Raw genomic sequence first — 19,007 nt, 5'->3', positions numbered from 1 at the left:
ATGCGCAGGCATGACTTGCCCTCCTAAATAACGGTCTCTTTGGTGACCTTCTTGTAGATCGAATTCGCCGTGATGACGAGTAGGACGCTGACGACAGAGCTGAATATGCTGATCGCCGTTCCGTAAGAAAATCGTCCTAACTGGATGCCATATTTGAGCGCATAAATTTCAAGTACTTCCGAATAGTCCGTAACGAGCTGGTTTTGCAGTTGGTACTGCTTCTCGAATCCGATGCTGATCAGGTTGCCGATCGACAGGATGAATACGACCATGAACGTCGTACGAATGCCGGGAAGCGTGATGTGCCAGATCCGGCGAAAACGGCCGGCGCCATCCATCGTGGCCGCCTCGTACTGCTCGGGGTCGATGCCTGCCATAGCTGCCAGGAAAATAATCGAGTTCCAGCCTGTCTCTTTCCACATGTCGGAGACAGTGACGATGCTCCAAAACCAGCTGCCTTTGGCCATGAACTGCACCGGTTGATCAATGATATGCAGCTGCATGAGCAATTCATTGACCGCGCCTCCTTCGATAGAAAGCATCTTGGTCACAATGCCGGCTACCACAACCCAGGATACAAAATGCGGCAAATACGCGATCGTCTGAATCGTTCGTTTGAATAAGTGACCCCGAAGCTCGTCCATCATGACGGCAAACAGGACTGGGATCGTAAAACTCACAATAAGTCCCATGATACTCATCCCCAGTGTATTGCGAAGCACGAGGTAGAACCTCTCATCCGTAAACAGCTGCCTGAAGTTATCCAACCCGACCCACTGCTGTTCAAGAATGGACTTACCGGGTTTGAATTTCTGGAAAGCCATGAGCCATCCCCATAAAAGGACATAATTAAAGATAAAAATCCATATGACAAATGGGATCGACATCAAATAGAGATACCGCTGGCGGAGCATTTTTTTCCAGAATTTCGAACGCCTCTTCGTCTCTCCGAGGAGGACGGATTGGTCGGTAGTTAGCGTTTTCATTTAGTCCCTCCTAGCATTACCTTTGCTGATAGCTTAATGTTACTGAAAGCCGCACGTTCATAATACCGCGCAAATTCGTCTTCTAATCATGTCAAAATAGCGCTTGCATTTTGACGGATCGAGCTGCCGGCGTAAAAAGGCCGACCCTTAGCAAAAAGGAATCGGCCGCGGTTTATACCGGGTTGTCGGAATTTCGCTAACTAATGGTAATTACTTCGCCGCTTTTCCTTTATACGACGAGGGCGATTCGCCCACATACTTCTTGAACTTGCTGTGAAAATAGTCTGCGTTCGCATAGCCGACGCGCTCGGCGACCTGGTGCACCTTGAGGCCTTCGCCCAGCAGCTCGATCGCTTTCCGGATGCGGACTTGATCCAGGTAGGTATGAAAGTGAGCGCCTGTGTAATTTTTGAAAATTTTGCCTAAATACCCGCTCGTATAATTGAACAGCTCGGCTAACGTATCCAGCTTCAAGTTCTCGGCATAATGCCGCTCGATGAAATCCATGACTTGTTTCAGGACGGGCTCATTGCCGGAGCCGCTGATCCGTGACGCTAAGTCGCATAATTGCCGGCGAAGGCACGCTTGCAGCGCAGCCAAATTCGGCTGTACATAAATTTGCGCAATGATGGACATAGAGTCCTGCACAATCGTATACGTTTTATCATTTTGTCCGGCCAGCTTATTCAAAGCCAGCGAAGTGAGCTGCGCATAGTTCGTCTTCAAACCAGACTCGCTGCGGTCGCAGGCAACAAGCTCAGCGCCTGTCCGCTCAAGCAAACGCTCCAGGCTTTCTCTGTTGCCCAGATCAATCGCATAGTAGAGCTTCTCGGCGAGGGAGGCCATATCCGGTATCGCAGGATGGTCGCCGTCAAGGTTCACGTTATGCCGCACGATAAGCTCATCGGCGCACAGATAATGATAGGTCAGCAATTCAGCGGCTTCCTGGAAGGAAACGCTAACATCTTTGATTTGCTTGACTGCAGATCCTATTGCAACGTGAAACGAAATCTCCGGTAAGCAGGATCGTATCTCACTATAGACGGTTCTCCTTGCACGCGCATCTGCAACCGGCTCCTTCAAAAGAATGCCAAGACAGGAATGCGAGCTAAAAACAACACCGCGTTCGGCACTCTCGAATTTATCGATGAGGCCTTGTTTGATCGTCGAATAGAGACGGGAATCAGAGGCTTGCGTTGTAGCAGGCTGAATCAAGAGTACTTGATACCCTCCCTTCGACGCACCGATCAAGCCTTCAAGATCAGCGGAGGGAAGCTGCAGCTGCACTGTATCGGCAGCAAGCAAAGCTTGTATGAGTTCCTCTCTGCGCCTGCTCGCACTTTGTGCGGTTATATTCTCTAACTCGTCTTGCTTTTGTAAATGCTTGTGAACGCGTACGAGTTCAGCGATCATTTCCTCCTCATCCACCGGCTTGAGAATGTAGCCGTCCACACGCCCGAGAATGGCCCTCTTCGCGTACTCGAAATCGGCGTATCCCGTCAGAATGAGGAACCGGCATGAAGTGTCCGTTGCGCGAATCTGCTCAATCACCTGCAGCCCATCCATGACCGGCATGCGTATGTCGATGATGATGAGGTGAGGCGCCAGCTCGTCATATTTGCTCAGCGCTTCCCGCCCGTTCATCGCATCTCCCACAACCTTGAAGCCATAATGCTCCCAATCGATCAAAGTTTGCAAACCCGCGCGAATCGTAGGCTCATCGTCAACAATCAATACTTTGTACATACACTCACCCCTGAATAGGTATTGAAAAGTGAATCCGCGTCCCCTTGCCTTCCTCTGTCACAATCGACAAGCCGTAGGCATCGCCATACATAAGTTTCAGCCGTTGATGCACGTTGCGCATGCCGATCCTGTGCTCCTTCTTATCTTCCATATCGTTTAGCGACTGCTCAATCTCTAGCAATCTAGACGCGCTAATGCCGATACCGTTATCGATCACGTCAATGCGCAAATGGTTATCGTTCACAGCTGCCAGAACCCGAACCATGCCGCCCGTCTCGATGAATTCAAGTCCATGAATAACGGCATTTTCCACGATCGGCTGTACGATAAGAGGCGTAATTTTCTTGTCGCCGGCTGCCGGATCCGGATGGATTTCATAGGTGAGCCGATCCCCAAAGCGGAACTGCTGTATGTCCAGGTAGCAGCGAACCATCTCCAGCTCATCCTTCAGCGGGATCAAGCTGCCCATGATTTCGAGCTTCTTGCGCATCAGCTTCCCCAGCGTCCGGACGATGCCCGATATTTCGGCCTCCCCCTTCAGATGGGCTTTCATGCGGATCGATTCCAGCGCATTGAACAGGAAATGCGGATTGATTTGACTCGCCATCATTTTCAGCTTGATCTCTTTTTGCCGCAGCTCGAGCTGGTTGTTGATCCGGTTCGACTCATGAACCTCGTCCATCAGCTCCCGGATGCTTCGCACCATATTATTGAATTGCCTCGAGAGCATGCCGATCTCATCATAACCGTCAATTTCCGAGGTTGCGTTCAAGTCTCCCAGCGCTACTTTATTGATTTGCTTATTTAATTGGAGCATCCGGGAAGTCAGCATATGTGAAGAAAAATAAATGAGAACCAATGCAACCAATAAGCTGGCTAATGTAATATACAGGCCCATGTAGATGATCTTGTTGGCTTCGCCGACGATGCTTTCCACCGTGAATACGGATACAATTCGCAATCCGCTGTCGCTTAGCGTCGGTATGAGATCGTTGATCACGACTTTAGAGTCCTTGCCCTTGAATTTCGTTTGATAGGTGCCTTCCGGTTTATCCGGGAAATCCTTGCCAAAATCGAGATCGCCCAACTGCTTGCCTACCCAATCGGTATTTTTGGCAGCGACAATCGTTCCTTTTCCATCCATAATCATCGTATCGAACAGCTCGTGGCTGACGATCGCATTCAACTCATCCTGATTGACATCAATAACCAGAACCCCGCTGGAACGGTAGTTGGCAAAATAAATGCGTTTCACCAGACTGAGCAATTTCCGGTTGTTCTTCGTTTCATCCTCGATGAAATACCAGCTGATTTTCTCCGTCTTTTTGTTCATCGCTTCCTGATACCAGAAACTATCCGTAATCTCCGGCGTGGGTTGGATGAAACTCCAATTGTTAAGCAGTGTCGGATTGGTCGTGTAAAAGCGGACATTATCGACCTCTTTGTATAGTTTGACAAAGTCGGTAAAGTCCTGAAACTCTTTATAAGCGCTTACAACTTCGTATATGGATTGATATTGCGTATTGACGATACGTTCCAGTCTCGGGTCAATCATCAGTTTGCTGGAAATTTCGATGGGAATTCGAAGAATATCGGAGGCATGTTTATTGATTTTTTCGACGTTGTTCGAAGTCTGTCCTATCGCATCGTTCAGCACGGATTGCCGGAACGCATTCGTCAGGAACACGCCGACGATTAATACAGGAATTACAACGACCAGAATGAATGCCAGAATGATCTTATGTTTGATGCGGATATTGTTCGTTTTTTTCATGAATGTTTGGAGCATCGGGATCACCACTTGGCGAAAAATTATTGTATTCATCATTATAATACAGTTGCATCCATCGGGATATGGGAACAATTAGTGAGCTTCATGTGAAAATTAAAGAAACTTTCCGCAGCCACGAGATATGGCCTTCGGAAAGTTCAGATACTGGAATCGGGTTAAAGCTGCAGAAGATCACTATGAATTTTGACTACGATTTTTTTGTTCGTCGTCTGCTCTTGCACCGAGCAGTTCGGCCGATGAATATCCGAAGGAAAGAAGACCGCATACATGCCTGGTTTCAAAATAATATCAGTTTCAAGGTGCTTCGCTTCTAATTCGTAAAAGGCAATATCGTGCGAGTCGAATTTATTGTCTACGATTTTGACGTCCGGCTGGAGTTTGTAGACGCATAACCGCTCTTCGCCGCTGACCAGAAATTGTATATCGGTATAGATAGCATGAGATTCCGGCTTCTGTTCCTGCTTCGGGCAGGTAATGGATTCCTGTACGTTGGCAAACATCAAGTCCCCGTTGTCCCCTTCAAGCGGATGTCTCCCGAGTTCGGCTTCACTCAGATTATGGCTCAGAATGTATTCGATGCCTCTTTGCACCGCCGGCGGCAACAGGTGGCGCTCTTGTTCAAAATGCAGAATGTCGCTAATAATCATACGAAAACCCCTTTCTGTTCACACATACCGTTTATATTAATGCAACCACCGATTACAGTCCAACACCGTGCAATTTCCTGAGCGCTCTAATATGGTATGTTTCATTAGTCGATTTGTACAAGAATTGGATCTTAATTATCCATACATTATAATGTTAACCCTTATTAAACCAACAGGGGGAGTCTTGGATGGAAAATGAAACGGATCAAAAACACATATACCGCCAGCAAAGTAAGGTTATGAAATCCGACCGTTATCACCGTAATCGGCATAAAGGCTGTATCATATGGCTTACTGGGCTATCCGGTTCCGGTAAATCTTCGATTTCCTTCGAAATCGAACGGTTGCTTTTTGAGAGAAACGTCTCTGCGTATGTATTGGACGGAGATAATCTGCGGCACGGGTTGAATCGTGACCTTGGTTTTTCCGCCGACGACAGGAGAGAAAACATTCGGCGCAGCGCAGAAGCAGCCAAGCTATTTGTTGACGCCGGAATCATAACTTTACTAAGCCTGATTTCGCCATACAGAGTTGACCGCGATGCAGCACGGGCCTTGTTTGAAGCTGGGGATTTTATTGAGGTCTATGTAAAATGTCCGCTGGACGTTTGTGAGCAGCGTGACCCTAAGGGTCTGTATAAGAAAGCGAGAACAGGAGAGATCCGTGAATTTACAGGAATCTCAGCTCCCTACGAACCGCCTTTGCAGCCTGAAATCGTCATTCAGACGGATTCCCAGACGCTTATAGAATCCGCTGAACAGATCATGCAGTATTTACGAACTTATCAATATTTACAGGATTAGCGCGTGAAAAAAAGACCCGCCTTTTACAGGCGAGCCCTCATTCTTTTAAAAACTATTTTGCTTCGCGCCTTCCCAATCCGCCAAAAATCTTTCGATTCCGGCATCGGTTAATGGGTGCTTAATCATGGATTCAATAACTTTATAAGGTACCGTTGCAATATGAGACCCGGCCAGAGCCGCTTCAATCACGTGAGCTGAATGACGCACGCTTGCTGCAATAATTTCTGACTTAATGCCATGTACTTGGAAAATCTGGCTGATTTCTTTGATCAAATTCATGCCGATCTGGTTGATATCATCGAGACGGCCGATGAATGGGGACACGTATGTCGCTCCTGCACGGGCAGCCAGCAGTGCCTGCGTAGAGCTGAAAATCAAGGTCACATTCGTCGGGATACCCAGTTTGCTAAATACGTTAGTTGCCTTCAAACCGTCAGCCGTCATCGGAAGCTTGATCACGATGCTTGAACCAAGTTCAGCAAGCTTCTTACCCTGCTCGATCATTTCATCGGCTTTTAAAGAAATGACTTCCGCACTGATCGGCACTTCACCGACAATGGAGACAATCTCCTTCACGGTTTCGAAGAAGTCTCTTCCCTCTTTCGCGATCAGCGAGGGGTTAGTTGTAACGCCAGCAACAACGCCAAGCTCGTGCGCTTTGCGGATTTCCTCTACATTAGCTGTGTCGATAAACAATTTCATTTCGTATCCCTGCCTTTTCTCCCGTTATGGGCCGTTATTGGAAATACTTCTGTCTGATTTGTTGTACGATCGCTTCTGCTGTAAAACCATACTCGCGAATCACTTTATCGGCTTTCGCTGATGCTCCGAATTTACGGATTCCGACGACGAAGCCCTCGCCGCCTGTGATATCATCCCATCCGGCAGGGTAAGCCATCTCCAGCACCACGTTCGCTTTCACGTGCGGCAAAAGGATGGATTGCTGTACATCAGGTGGCTGCTGCTCGAACAGTTCACGGCTTGGCATCGAGATCACGCGAGCTCTAATTCCATCTTGAGCCAATTGTTTCTGAACGTCAAGCGCCAAACTGACTTCAGAGCCGGTTGCGATCAGCTGAACGTCAGGCTGAGCGCCTTCGGCAGCATCGGACAAGACGTATGCGCCGTACTTGATGTTGGCAAAAGCGAGCGTATCCGTGCCCGGAAGCACCGGCAAGTTCTGGCGGGAGAGCGCGAACACAAACGGACCTTCCTTCGCTTGCATCACGTACTCCCAAGCTGCCGCCGTTTCGTTGGCATCCGCCGGACGGAACAACGTCAGATCCGGGATCATCCGCAAGGAGGGGATCTGCTCGATCGGCTGGTGCGTCGGTCCGTCTTCGCCGACTGCGATGCTGTCGTGCGTGAACACATACGCGACAGGCTGCTTCATCAGTGCGGACAAGCGAATCGCGCCGCGCAGGTAGTCGCTGAACACGAGGAACGTGCCGCCGAAGGCGCGCAAACCGCCGTGCAGCAGCATGCCGTTCAACGCTGCGCCCATCGCGAATTCGCGAACGCCGAACCAGAAGTTGCGGCCGCTATAGTTGGCGGCGCTGAAGTTCCCGGCGTCGTTCAGCATCGTCATGTTGGAGCTCGCCAAGTCGGCGGAGCCTCCAACGAGATAAGGCACGCGCCGAGCCAGCGCGTTCAGCACTTTCCCGGACGCGGTGCGCGTCGAGACCGCGCCGCTATCAGCGCCGAAGCGTGGCACATCGGCGTTCCAATCCGCAGGCAGCTCGCCGCGCGCAGCGAGCTCGAACTGCTTGGCTAGCTCAGGATAAGCTTGCCCGTACTCATTCCACAGCTGCTCCCAGCTATGTTCGGCTTCCGCGCCCTGCTGCTTATAGCGGGCGAAGTGCTCTACAACCTCAGCCGGCACGTAGAAATCCGGCTCCGTCGGCCAACCGAGCGCCTGCTTGGTCAGCAGCAGCTCTTCCTTGCCGAGCGGACTGCCGTGCGTGCCGCCGTGACCGCCTTTGCCGGCTTTGTTCGGACTGCCGTAGCCGATCGTTGTTTTGATCTCGATCAGGGTCGGACGGCCCGGATCCGCCTTCCCTTCCGCGATCGCTGCGGAGATCGCGTCGACGTTGTTTTGCTCCTCAACGCGTAAATACTGCCACCCGTACGATTCAAAGCGTGTCCGTACATTCTCGGAAAACGACATGTTCAGCTCGCCATCCAGCGAGATGTCATTCGAATCGTAGAGCACGATAAGCTTGCCGAGCTTCAGATGGCCTGCAAGCGAAGCGGCTTCGCTCGATACGCCTTCCATCAAGTCGCCGTCACCGCAGATCGAATACGTATAGTGATCGACGATCGGGAAGCCTTCCCGGTTGTACACCGAAGCCTGATGCGCTTCGGCCATCGCCATGCCGACTGCCATCGCTACGCCTTGACCGAGAGGTCCAGTCGTCGCTTCTACGCCCGCCGTGTGACCATACTCGGGATGTCCCGGCGTACGGCTGCCCCACTGGCGGAACTCCTTGATATCGTCCAGCGATACGTCGTACCCGCTTAAGTGCAGCAAGCTGTAAAGCAGCATCGAGCCATGCCCGGCCGAGAGGACAAAACGGTCGCGGTCTGCCCACTTTGGGTTGACCGGGTTATGTTTAAGATGCCGCGTCCAGAGCGCGTACGCCATCGGTGCCGCCCCCATCGGCATGCCCGGATGACCCATCTGCGCCTTCTCGACCGCATCGATTGTAAGCGTTCTAATCGTATTAATGCTCAGTTCTTCAATAGAAACCGTCGTCTGATTCAAAATAAGTTCGCCTCCATCAATTCGTTTGTGTTCGCCCTATCTACCCTTTATTATAAGGATAGCCAGTGCATTCAAATAATTGATAGTTTCGATACTCGCTATAGAAGGTGTCTATATGATTAACTTTGAGCTTTATAAAGTTTTTTACCTGACCGCTAAATCCGGCAGCTTGTCCAAAGCTGCAAAAGAACTCTTCATCACCCAACCGAGCGTATCCCACTCCATTAAGCTGCTTGAGGACAATCTTGGACTTCAGCTGTTCGCCCGGACGTCCAAAGGCGTTGAACTCACGAAGGAAGGCGCTGTCCTGTATTCCTATATCGAACAAGCTTACAATTTCATCTCTCTAGCGGAGGTGAAATTGAGCGAGCTCCGTAATTTCTCCAGCGGAGAAATTAAAATCGGCGGCAGCGACTCCCTTTGCAAACATTACTTATTGCCGTTCTTGGAATCGTTCCACGAACAATTCCCGCATGTGCAAATCAACCTCGTGAACGGCACAACGCCGGAAATCGTGAAGCAGCTGAAGGAAGGCAAGATCGATATGGGCATCGTACGGACGCCGATACTTGATGATCAGCTGCAAGTCCGCGAAGGCATCACGATTCAGGATTGCTTTGTCACGGGGCCAAAGTATCGTGAGCTCAGTAAACATCGCGTATCACTCTCCAAGCTGTTGAGCTACCCGATCATTCTGTTTTCGCGGAACAGCAGCTCGCGTAAATTCATCACCCGCTTATTCCAGGAGCACGGGCTCATCCTGGAGCCCGAAATCGAGCTCGGCAGCGTCGATCTCCTCATCGAATTTGCCAAAATCGGCTTCGGCGTCTCTTTCGTTACCAAAGAATTCGTCGCCAAGGAGCTGGAAGAAGGCACCTTATTTGAAGTGAAGCTGGATGTCGTTATTCCCTCTACCAAAATCGGCATTATTACGCTGAAAAATATGCCGCTCTCTAATAGCGCGGCGGCTTTTGTAGCGAAGCTGGAGAAACCGGCAGATTGAAACTGTCATGCCTCGCGGGTTGAGGCAGGCGTCAGCCAGCTTTCGAACCGCTCGATCAGCTCCTCCCGACGGCTCATAGAAAATCGGTAATCTTGGAGGTCAGACCATCATTTCCAGGGAAATCTCGTGCGTCGTCCCTTTTCCTTTTTCACTTGTGACCTCGATCTTTCCGTGCATCTTGCGAATGATACTGAAGGAAACCATCGTACCCAGGCCTGTCCCCTTATCTTTGGTCGAATAATAGGGAGTCCCCAGCCGATTGATTTGTTCCGCGGTCATGCCCACACCCGTATCGGCTATCGATATCAAGACGTACTTGTTTATTTTACGAAGCGTGAAAGTTAAATGCCCTCCGTCCGGCATGGCTTCAATGCTGTTTTTTCCAATATTGATGAGTGCCTGACGCAGTTTAAATTTGTCGCCGAGAATATAAAGCTGTTCCTCAGGCATTTGTTTGATGATTTGCACATTTTGATAGTTGGCATAGGAGATCAGGACGTTCGTCACATAATCGATTTCTTGGGCCACATGAATTTCTTCTATTTTTTCGGGATCCGGTTTGGCGAAGGTTAAATAATCAGAAATGATTTGCTGCGCCCGATCCAGCTCATCCAAACATATTTTTTGGTAGTAGCGCCTGTTCTCTTTCGATAGATCGTCCTTGCCCATTAATTGAATGAAGCCTCTGACCGAAGTTAACGGATTCCTGACCTCATGAGCGACGGATGCGGCAATTTCGCTGACGATTTTGATCTTCTCGCTCTTCATAATTTCTTCGCGCAAGCGGGAGTTTTTCTTGAAAACCTCCAAAATATAAACAAAAATGCCTGATACGAAGCATTGAAACAATATGATTTCAATCAATGTGTTCCTTGCCATAGAGCCTAGGTTATTGGTCAGGTACGAATATGTAATGAACGAACCTACACGAATAATGAAATAGACGAGTACTGATGAAAATATTTTTTGATACAAAGTAAAAGCCGGAAACTTTCTTATAAACCAGAGGATCGCAATAAAAGTAGGAACGATCGAGAAGAAATATTCCACGGAATTAAGACTTCCAAGGATGAAACGGTAGACCATTAAACAGGCATATAGCAAAATCGAGACATAAACGCCCCCGTATAATGACCCGATAGCCAGCGGAACAGCGCGGAAATCAAACGTAGATTGATTAATAACAACAGGAAAAGACATCGTCAAAATGAGCGCAGCACAAAAAAGGACAAACGTGAAAGCCCGATTATATAGTTGCGTTCGATCTGCTTTGATTACATTCGCATACAAAGTTATCGGTAGGAAAACTAGGAATAAATTCAGCAGTAAATCTCTGTAGTCGTTGATCATTTCTCCATAAATCCCCCTGCTCGATACCTTTATTACACCTACAGTACCATTAAATAATAAAAGTCTGCCAGATAAAATTTTATTTGGCAGACTAATTTCCAATTACTGGAAGCTAAATTTCTTCTTGACTTCGGAATCGACATCTTTAATTCCTTCAATGATAAATAACCGGCTTATGATTGTCATGTTCTATATAATTTTCTAGAGGTACGGCAATTTCCTCATCTTTCATTGGAATAGCAGAACTACTATATTTCACCATAACTAGATCCTTGGCCTCCAACTGGCTGCGGCAAGATAGCTTTTGATTGTCTACCCTTATATAGCTGCCATCGGGCAGTAGTTGCCGAGCCTTTACATTATCATCAAGCAGCAGCATTAAATAGTGAATGAGAATTGATTTTTGCCGATGATCTAAAATCGGGCACATCAATTCAATTCGGTGATCCAGATTTCTTGTCATCCAGTCGCTGCTTGATACCCATACTTGAGGGGAACCCGCATTCTTAAAATAAAAAACGCGGGAATGTTCCAAAAAACGATCTACAATGCTGCGAACGGCAATATTATCGCTTAAACCTGGGATCCCGGGACGTAAAGTGCATATGCCGCGAACAATCAGATCAATGCGAACTCCTGCTTGGGAAGCAGCATATAGCTGATCCGTAACCTCTTGATTAGCCAGAGCGTTCACTTTGACAATAATTCTTGCCGCTTTTCCTAAAGAAGCATTCTCTGATTCGCGCCTAATTAAACTAAATAACCGCTGTTTTAAGTGTGTCGGAGCAACGTCCAGGTAGTGCCAACTTCTCGGGATGTAAAATCCTGTTATCTTGTTGAATACATTAGCAACATCTTCACATATATCCGGATCGGATGTGAAAAGCCCTATATCTGTGAACAATCGTGCGGATACTTCATTATAATTTCCTGATGCTACGTGAATATATCGATTCAAAGAATCCGCTTCCCTGCGTACAACCAACGTCATTTTGCAATGAATTTTCAAACCTGCTAACCCATACACAACATGACATCCGGCTCTCTCCAATTCTTTAGCCCATTCAATATTTCTCGCTTCATCAAAACGGGCTTTCAATTCAACAATCACGGTAACTTGTTTACCCGCTTCTGCTGCACGGATAAGTGCCTGAATAATCCTCGAATCGCCATTTACCCGGTATAAAGTCATTTTAATGGCCAAAACATCCGGATCGGCGGCCGATTGCCCGATAAAATCAGTTACGGCTTCAAATGATTCGTACGGATGATAAACAACAACATCCCTCTTCCGGAGTACGGAAAAAAAATCGTCTGTATGTGAAAATTCCCGGGGATACATCGGCTCAAATTTCGGATACTTGAGATGTTCATAACCCGTTATCGAGCTTGCAAATTGCATGTAGAAACTCAAATCCACTGGTCCTTCAGCTGTAATCAGCAGATGATGATCGATTTCCAGTTCGTTTTTAATAAGCTCTAGCGCAGCAAGATCAAAACCCTTTTCGATCTCCAATCGAACCGGAGTCCCCCGCTTTCTCTTTCGTAGCACCTTTTCCATTTCATCAAGAAGATCATCCGATCCTTCCTCATCCACCACCAAATCGGCATTGCGGGTTAAGCGAAATGAATGGAAAGCAACAGGCGAATACAGATTAAATAAGGTATGCATATGTCCCTTTATCAAATCTTCGAGCAGAATAAAGTATCGCTTTTTACTGTCTATTTGGGAAGAGACTTCGATAAATCGCGATAAATTAGCTGGAATTTCAACCAGGGCAACATGTGTTTCCATATCCGATATATCGGCAGATTGCTTAAGAACAACAGCTAAATAAACGCTTTTGGAGCGAACCAAGGGAAAAGGGCGGCTTTTATCAACGGCTAAAGGTGTTAATACAGGGAAAACCCATTGAAAATAATAGGCTTCCATTTCCTTTTTTTGATCGTCATCCAATTCGCCATAAGTTGTAAAAGCAATACCTTCATTCTTAAGCAATCTGATTATACGGTCATGTGCTTGATACTGGTCCTTAATCAGTTGATCTATCATTCTTTCTATTTCATTAAGCAATTCCGGGGGCGTGAACCCTGTAAAATCCGATTCAACATTCCCCGCTTTGATTTTATCCATAATTCCGGCAACTCTAACGCTTACAAATTCATCCAGATTGGTCGATACGATCGATAAAAATTTGGCTCGTTCGAGCAGTGGAGTATTGTTATCTTGAGCTTCTTCAAGAACGCGTCTGTTGAATTGAAGCCAGCTTAAATCGCGATTGATGTATTTGTTCATATCTTACCTTTCTTATGAAAATAGAGAAAAACCCGCTATAGTTGTAGAGTTAGCGAGTGATAGAAGATGCTTCCTTATTAGGAATCATGCTTATACTTGATGTGCTGACCCATTCTCTGAAGATGGCATTACCGACTTCGTTACATTATTCAATAAACGATTATTAACAAGCGCATTGCCGGCTTGCGTTCCGAGCGAATGACCCAAACTGTTACCCACTAACCCACCGACAATCGACCCAACAACTGTCCCTACTCCAGGTAATACCGTCGTTCCAAGCATCGCTCCATATTCAATACCTGCCATTACGCCAAGAGCTCCGGTCACGTTACCCGTCGTTTTGACCGTATATTCTTTTGCATTCATGTGTCCGGTCGTTAAATCTCTCGTATCCTGGAATTGAGATAACCCTCCGGAAATAAGACCTGCCCATAAAGAACCGCCCTGTAACATGTTCATCGCTCCTTTTTTTGTATCTCACAGTAAGATTGTGCCCGATTGTCCAGAAAATCTTTGGTTTGTGTGTTGAAAATATTTTCCATTAACTAACATTAGACAATCGGCTTCTCTCATTCTCTCTTGCTGTCTCTAAGCACGGATTGAAGCTGAGCGGCCTCTTTGATTTGATCCTTCATATCGAGGAATGCCCCTGTTCCTTTAACCGCAAGTTTGCGTGCGGCTTTTCTCCCTTTCGGGGACATAGCAAGAGCAATTGCCGCAGAACCCAGAATAATGCCGAATAGTGATTTATTCATTTACAATCCCTCCACAAGTTAATGAATTAAATAATTCCAATAATTGAAAATTTTATACGTTAAGATATTGTAAAAAAATTCATGAAACGATGGAATATTTCAATTTCGGTTGTGAATAATAACCAGACCAAATTATCCGGGTTGAGTTTAGCACGGGGATAGGAGAGAAGGATGTCTTCATCACGAAACAAGGATCGGTTTGTCCGCGTCTTACCCGGGAGAATACGCATGGAAATCTGCGGCCTGCAAGGAAACAAACAAACGGCTGAACTTCTTGTTCAAACATTCCGGGCATGTAAAGGGATTTACAAAGCAGAGCCTTGTCTTCTTACAGGCAGACTTTTGCTTCTTTACGACGAAATGCGGATGACAAGCCAAGACATTTTCGGGATGATCCGAAAGATTGAAGAGCAAGTCATCATACAGAATGCCCCAGTCCATGCTTGTGACAAGGGTGTTTCCGTTAGGGAAGAGGTCAAGCAGGAAGTAGCCGCTGCAAGCGATGTTGACCTTGAGCTGCCTGATGATATCAGAGTTCTCCCTCAGTTGCCAAACCCGGATATGAAGAAATCCGCAGAAAAAATCCCCCTCCCGTTAGCATTATCCATGGGTGGACTGGCTGTTCTGGGAGCGAAGCAATTATTCATGGGACGTTCGGCGTTAGCCAGAAGCCCAGCGCCTTTTTACTTGTCAGCTCTTGTGTCAGTAGTCACGGGTTACCCCTTCTTAAAGCGGGGAATTCAAAATTTCTCGGAAAAGAAACAACTCAATTCCGACCTCATTTTAGGAACAAGTGCGCTGGCACTCGCCCTTGTACGTGAGAATTTGGTGGTGCTAGCCGGACTTAGCATTTTGCAATACGTGAACTGGAAACGAAGTCATTCTGTCCTAAAAGGGCAGCAAGACATTTCTTTATCGCCGGATATTCAAGCATACAGTGAGAAGGCCGGCAAAATAGGGATCGTTGCGGCCGGAGTTACGTGGGCTGTTACCCGAAATCCGCTGCGTGCTATCGCTGTTCTTTTGGCTGCAAACCCGCGGCCTATGACCATACCTGCCAAATGTGCATGGAATCAAGCTGAACTTGTTTCCGATGAAAGACATTACGCAATTCCGGCAAAAGGATCGTTATCTCAGCTTGCACGTACGAAAACGATCTTGATCGAAGATTCTTCACTTCTTTTTGACCCTCCGGAAATTGAAGAAATAGAATGTATGACATCGAATGAAGAAGATGCGGATAAAATCGTTTGTTATGCAGCGTCATTAATGGCAAAAAGCAGCCATCCCTGGAAAGAAGATATATGGAACAAGGCAAAACAAACGTGCCGTACGATTCGCACCGCTTTTCATGTGGAGGAAGAAGAGCAAGGTATCATAGGAAAAATAAACGATAACCGTGTTATGCTCGGCAGCTTCAAATATCTTCAGGAACATGGCATTGATTGCACGCCATACGAACTAAAAGCAAAAAGACTATTGAAAAAGGGCAGCACTGTCCTGTTTGTAGGAAAACATGGAGCTAAGGGCGGCGAATGCTTGGGTCTGCTAGTCAGACATCAAGAAACCGCTATGAATGAGCATGGCCTAACGGCAGCTTCCTTTATCGAAAAAGGTTGGCGCGTTCAGTTATTACATAATAGTTTGCAAATAAGCAATGACCTGCTCTTGAAACATGATATGGACATAAGCTGGTTACTACTTGAGCAAGGTGAAGTGATTGAAAAAATCGCCGTTATGCAGCAGCATGGCGAGGAAGTATTATTTGTCGCAAGTACAGAGTCAACTCCGGTTAATTCCTTTTTTAAAGAAGCCGGGTTACCGTCCATTTCCGTCGATGAGCTGAAAAGTATTCAGGAAAGCGCCGAATACGCCGGGATCATCGATCAAACCGTAAATGAACATGCTTCCGTCACTAAAAAATGGAATTTACTAGGAAGCGCTTTGGCGACGTTTGGCATGATAAGCGCACCGGTTGTCAATTTGGCTGCGGATGCGTTATCGCTTGTCTTTATGTCCCGATCGAAAAAAATAAGCGAAGCATTCCCGCCTGCATCAGCCAATATGTATCATCCGGAAATTGCGGCTGCTTCAGAAGCCCCAGTATGGCACGCCCTTTCGTGTGAGCAAGTTACCGGAAAATTCCACGTCAAAGAGCGGCTTGGTCTGACATCGGATCAGGTTATTTCGCTTCGAAACCGTTATGGTGCAAATCGGCTTGACATTAAAAAGGGGACCCCCTGGCTCATCTCCTATTTGGGACAGTTCAAGGAATTTACAACGCTGATCCTGCTCGGCACATCCGTGCTTGCGCTGTTTACTGGAGGCGTATTCGATGGCGTGGCGATGGGGGCCATCCTGCTCGCAAATGCTGCCATTGGGACGATTCAGGAGCGAAAAGCCGAAAAGGTTGTCGAGACGCTGAATCAATTTCAACCGCCGGCTTGCAAAACAATCAGAGACGGGGAGCAAGCGGAAATGTCGGCTGCGGAATTGGTTCCGGGAGATATCGTATGCCTGGAAGCCGGGGATCGAGTCCCTGCCGATATCCGTTTGATAAACTCATGGAACATGCGTGTCAACGAGGCCGCTCTAACAGGCGAATCACTGCCTGTCGAAAAAAACGAATCACCTTTGGCGGAACATTGTTCCTTGTCCGAGCAAAGAAATATGCTGTTCATGGGAACCGATGTGTGCGGTGGCAAAGGGATTGGCATTGTTGTGCGAACAGGCATGCAAACCGAAATGGGCCATTTAATGTCCCTTATAAAAAATCATGAAAAAGAGGTCACGCCTTTACAGGCGAAGGTAACTTCTATAAGTAAAAAGTTTGTCAAAGGCGCTCTTGTGGCCGGGGGGCTTGTCTTCTTAACCGGACTGCTGCGAGGCATCCCGATTACGCAGATGATTACAACTTCCATTACACTAGCGGCTTCAGCGATTCCGGAAGGGCTGCCTGTAACCATTACCATCGCACTCAGCGCAGGCATTTTCCGCATGGCGAAGAAAAATGCGTTGATTCGGAAGCTCTCTTCTTTGGAAACATTGGGAAGAACAACGATTATTTGCACGGATAAGACCGGCACTTTAACCAAAAATGAAATGACGGTCAAGGCACTTGCAACGGTTAACCGGTCATGGACCATCAACGGCGAAGGGTATGAACCTATAGGCTCGTTTGAGGAAGTCATTCCCGAGGTGGCAGCCGCTTCCGCCAACCTGCCGAGAACGCAAGATCAGCACAATATCGGGGATGATCCTGATTTGAAACGGATCTTTCAGATCTGTCTGCTATGCAATAACAGTAAGCTCGAACAGGAAAATGAGCGATGGATCACCAAAGGCGATCCGACCGAAGGAGCCCTTCTCTCCCTGGCAGCAAAAACCGGTCTGTGGGAGAAGGATATGTCCCACTGGCATCGCGGATTGGAAATCCCGTTCGACTCGGGTACTGCCAAAATGAGCGTTGTTTGTAAAGACTCGCAGTCCGAGCAGGAATGTTATGTGTTCTCTAAAGGTGCAGTAGAAACCATTCTTCGCCACAGTAACCGATATCAAAAAAATGGTGAAATTTATCCTTTATCGGAAGAGCACAAACAGCTGATTTTGCAGCAGAATGACAAGCTGTCATCGGATGCTTTACGTGTCCTTGCTTTCGCCTACCGGAAAATCGATGAACATGCCAATGAAGAGGGAATGGACGAAAAGGAACTGATTTATGTAGGCATGGCAGGGATGATGGATCCTCCAAAACCCGAAGTCGAGCATAACATCCGCGAGGCTTTGGAGTTAGGCGTGAAGCCCGTCATGATTACCGGCGATCACCCGATTACGGCTATTGCTATCGCGAAGCAGCTTGGCATTTATACGGGTAGTGAGAACGTCTTAACCGGACATGAACTTGAACGTATATCGGACGATGAGCTGGTGCGAATCGTGGATCAAATATCTATTTTTGCCAGAGTTACGCCGGAACATAAGCTTCGCATCGTGACTGCCTTTCAGAAACGCGGGCACATTGTCGCCATGACCGGCGACGGCGTCAACGATACCCCTGCCATCAAGCAAGCCAATGTAGGGATTGCGATGGGGCGAACGGGAACTGAGGTTACGAAAGAAACGGCAGATATGGTTTTGACCGAAGATCATTTTGGAACGATTGTGGAAGGCGTCAAAGAAGGCCGCACGATTATAGGCAATATCCGCAAAGCGCTGGGCTGCTTATTGACCGGGAATTTAGCCGAGATTATTGTAACCAGCGCCGCTGTCATGGTCGGGTTGCCGATTCCGTTAGTTCCCATTCAAATCTTGCTGATGAATTTGCTGACGGATGCTTTGCCCGCAATGATTCTGGCAGTCAATCCGGGAAATAAGACGAAACAAACGAAGCGGACCGACATCGTCGATAAGGAATTGTATCGCAAAGTAATCACCAGAGGAGTTCTTCTGGGATTAGGTTCAATAGGCTTATTTGCGGCAAGTATTGCTGCCGGGGCACCTGTTCCGGTTGCGCAAAGCATGGCGTTCGCGACGCTGGTGGCTGGTCAATTGATTCAAACCTTCTCATGGCGTCAAGAGGGATCGGAAGAAACGATTCGCGATTGGACCAAGGATCGGTTTTTGCTTGGTGCACTGGGCATCTCCTGGCTAGCTTTGCTTGCAGCCTTGTACGTACCGCCGTTAGCCGGGTTCTTCCATACCGCACCACTCTCGATCGGGCATTGGGTTCCAATCCTAGGGGTAGCCGGATCTGTATCGTTGTTGTCCAAACCGGTTCTTTCCCTCATTTCAAGAACGAAAGAACACAAGTTACAGCCGTCCATGGGCGAGTATGTGAGTGCTGCGGCTTAACAACCGCAGCACTC

Annotated in this window: 13 protein-coding genes; 3 read left to right on the top strand and 10 right to left on the bottom strand. The window is 47.7% G+C overall.

Translation table 11 applies throughout. The features are described 5' to 3' along the window. Positions 1–23 precede the first annotated feature (23 nt). The 4 genes from ICC18_RS29635 to ICC18_RS29620 form a co-directional block, all read right to left on the bottom strand. Positions 24–986 (bottom strand): ABC transporter permease, encoded by a 963-nt coding sequence (locus tag ICC18_RS29635; RefSeq protein ID WP_188178030.1) that lies wholly within the window; start codon positions 984–986, stop codon positions 24–26. 210 nt (positions 987–1,196) lie between these two features. After that, on the bottom strand, positions 1,197–2,732 hold the full coding sequence (locus ICC18_RS29630) for a response regulator transcription factor (protein ID WP_188178029.1): 1,536 nt from the start codon (positions 2,730–2,732) through the stop codon (positions 1,197–1,199). Between the two features lie 4 nt (positions 2,733–2,736). Beyond that, positions 2,737–4,521 (bottom strand): sensor histidine kinase, encoded by a 1,785-nt coding sequence (locus ICC18_RS29625; RefSeq protein WP_188178028.1) that lies wholly within the window; start codon positions 4,519–4,521, stop codon positions 2,737–2,739. 158 nt (positions 4,522–4,679) lie between these two features. Then, positions 4,680–5,171, bottom strand: coding sequence for a NanQ anomerase/TabA/YiaL family protein (locus tag ICC18_RS29620; RefSeq protein WP_188178027.1), 492 nt, complete (start codon positions 5,169–5,171; stop codon positions 4,680–4,682). Between the two features lie 188 nt (positions 5,172–5,359). Here ICC18_RS29620 and cysC point away from each other — a divergent pair, with 188 nt between their 5' ends. Continuing rightward, complete coding sequence (cysC, locus tag ICC18_RS29615; RefSeq protein WP_188178026.1) at positions 5,360–5,974, top strand: adenylyl-sulfate kinase; 615 nt, start codon at positions 5,360–5,362, stop codon at positions 5,972–5,974. A gap of 45 nt (positions 5,975–6,019) precedes the next feature. Here the strand turns inward: cysC and fsa are convergent, their stop codons facing one another. Next, a complete protein-coding gene (fsa, locus tag ICC18_RS29610) occupies positions 6,020–6,676 on the bottom strand; it encodes a fructose-6-phosphate aldolase (protein WP_188178025.1) in 657 nt (218 codons plus the stop codon). Between the two features lie 34 nt (positions 6,677–6,710). Next, positions 6,711–8,738 (bottom strand): transketolase, encoded by a 2,028-nt coding sequence (gene tkt / locus ICC18_RS29605; protein ID WP_188178024.1) that lies wholly within the window; start codon positions 8,736–8,738, stop codon positions 6,711–6,713. Between the two features lie 115 nt (positions 8,739–8,853). On the opposite strand from tkt, the gene ICC18_RS29600 reads away from it, so the two are divergent. Next, the gene (locus ICC18_RS29600) at positions 8,854–9,741 is read left to right on the top strand and encodes a LysR family transcriptional regulator (RefSeq protein WP_188178023.1); all 888 of its coding nucleotides are present in this window, start codon (positions 8,854–8,856) and stop codon (positions 9,739–9,741) included. Between the two features lie 99 nt (positions 9,742–9,840). Here the strand turns inward: ICC18_RS29600 and ICC18_RS29595 are convergent, their stop codons facing one another. From ICC18_RS29595 to ICC18_RS29580, 4 genes are all read right to left on the bottom strand, one after another. Further along, on the bottom strand, positions 9,841–11,091 hold the full coding sequence (locus ICC18_RS29595; RefSeq protein WP_188178022.1) for an ATP-binding protein: 1,251 nt from the start codon (positions 11,089–11,091) through the stop codon (positions 9,841–9,843). A gap of 154 nt (positions 11,092–11,245) precedes the next feature. Continuing rightward, positions 11,246–13,387: a polyphosphate kinase 1 gene (gene ppk1, locus ICC18_RS29590; RefSeq protein WP_188178021.1), complete on the bottom strand. Its 2,142-nt coding sequence runs from the start codon at positions 13,385–13,387 to the stop codon at positions 11,246–11,248. A 90-nt stretch (positions 13,388–13,477) separates the two neighbouring features. After that, positions 13,478–13,840, bottom strand: coding sequence for a glycine zipper domain-containing protein (locus tag ICC18_RS29585; protein WP_188178020.1), 363 nt, complete (start codon positions 13,838–13,840; stop codon positions 13,478–13,480). A 116-nt stretch (positions 13,841–13,956) separates the two neighbouring features. Beyond that, positions 13,957–14,142 carry a hypothetical protein gene (locus ICC18_RS29580; RefSeq protein ID WP_188178019.1) on the bottom strand — a complete coding sequence of 62 codons (186 nt, stop codon included), beginning with the start codon at positions 14,140–14,142 and terminating at the stop codon, positions 13,957–13,959. A gap of 171 nt (positions 14,143–14,313) precedes the next feature. Between ICC18_RS29580 and ICC18_RS29575 the strand changes: the two genes are divergently transcribed. Beyond that, positions 14,314–18,993, top strand: coding sequence for a cation-translocating P-type ATPase (locus ICC18_RS29575; protein WP_188178018.1), 4,680 nt, complete (start codon positions 14,314–14,316; stop codon positions 18,991–18,993). The last annotated feature ends 14 nt before the right edge of the window (positions 18,994–19,007 follow it).

This window comes from Paenibacillus sedimenti (assembly GCF_014534655.1).
Classification (GTDB): domain Bacteria; phylum Bacillota; class Bacilli; order Paenibacillales; family NBRC-103111; genus Paenibacillus_E; species Paenibacillus_E sedimenti.
The sequence above is the reverse complement of the archived record's forward strand: the minus strand, read 5'-3'. Positions and strand labels throughout refer to the sequence as shown.

What these genes read in the sequence shown, in the direction of transcription:
- ICC18_RS29635 (WP_188178030.1), bottom strand. Translation starts at nt 986, where the DNA reads ATGAAAACGCTAACTACCGACCAATCCGTCCTCCTCGGAGAGACGAAG.
- ICC18_RS29630 (WP_188178029.1), bottom strand. Translation starts at nt 2,732, where the DNA reads ATGTACAAAGTATTGATTGTTGACGATGAGCCTACGATTCGCGCGGGT.
- ICC18_RS29625 (WP_188178028.1), bottom strand. Translation starts at nt 4,521, where the DNA reads ATGCTCCAAACATTCATGAAAAAAACGAACAATATCCGCATCAAACAT.
- ICC18_RS29620 (WP_188178027.1), bottom strand. Translation starts at nt 5,171, where the DNA reads ATGATTATTAGCGACATTCTGCATTTTGAACAAGAGCGCCACCTGTTG.
- cysC (WP_188178026.1), top strand. Translation starts at nt 5,360, where the DNA reads ATGGAAAATGAAACGGATCAAAAACACATATACCGCCAGCAAAGTAAG.
- fsa (WP_188178025.1), bottom strand. Translation starts at nt 6,676, where the DNA reads ATGAAATTGTTTATCGACACAGCTAATGTAGAGGAAATCCGCAAAGCG.
- ICC18_RS29600 (WP_188178023.1), top strand. Translation starts at nt 8,854, where the DNA reads ATGATTAACTTTGAGCTTTATAAAGTTTTTTACCTGACCGCTAAATCC.
- ICC18_RS29595 (WP_188178022.1), bottom strand. Translation starts at nt 11,091, where the DNA reads ATGATCAACGACTACAGAGATTTACTGCTGAATTTATTCCTAGTTTTC.
- ppk1 (WP_188178021.1), bottom strand. Translation starts at nt 13,387, where the DNA reads ATGAACAAATACATCAATCGCGATTTAAGCTGGCTTCAATTCAACAGA.
- ICC18_RS29585 (WP_188178020.1), bottom strand. Translation starts at nt 13,840, where the DNA reads ATGTTACAGGGCGGTTCTTTATGGGCAGGTCTTATTTCCGGAGGGTTA.
- ICC18_RS29580 (WP_188178019.1), bottom strand. Translation starts at nt 14,142, where the DNA reads ATGAATAAATCACTATTCGGCATTATTCTGGGTTCTGCGGCAATTGCT.
- ICC18_RS29575 (WP_188178018.1), top strand. Translation starts at nt 14,314, where the DNA reads ATGTCTTCATCACGAAACAAGGATCGGTTTGTCCGCGTCTTACCCGGG.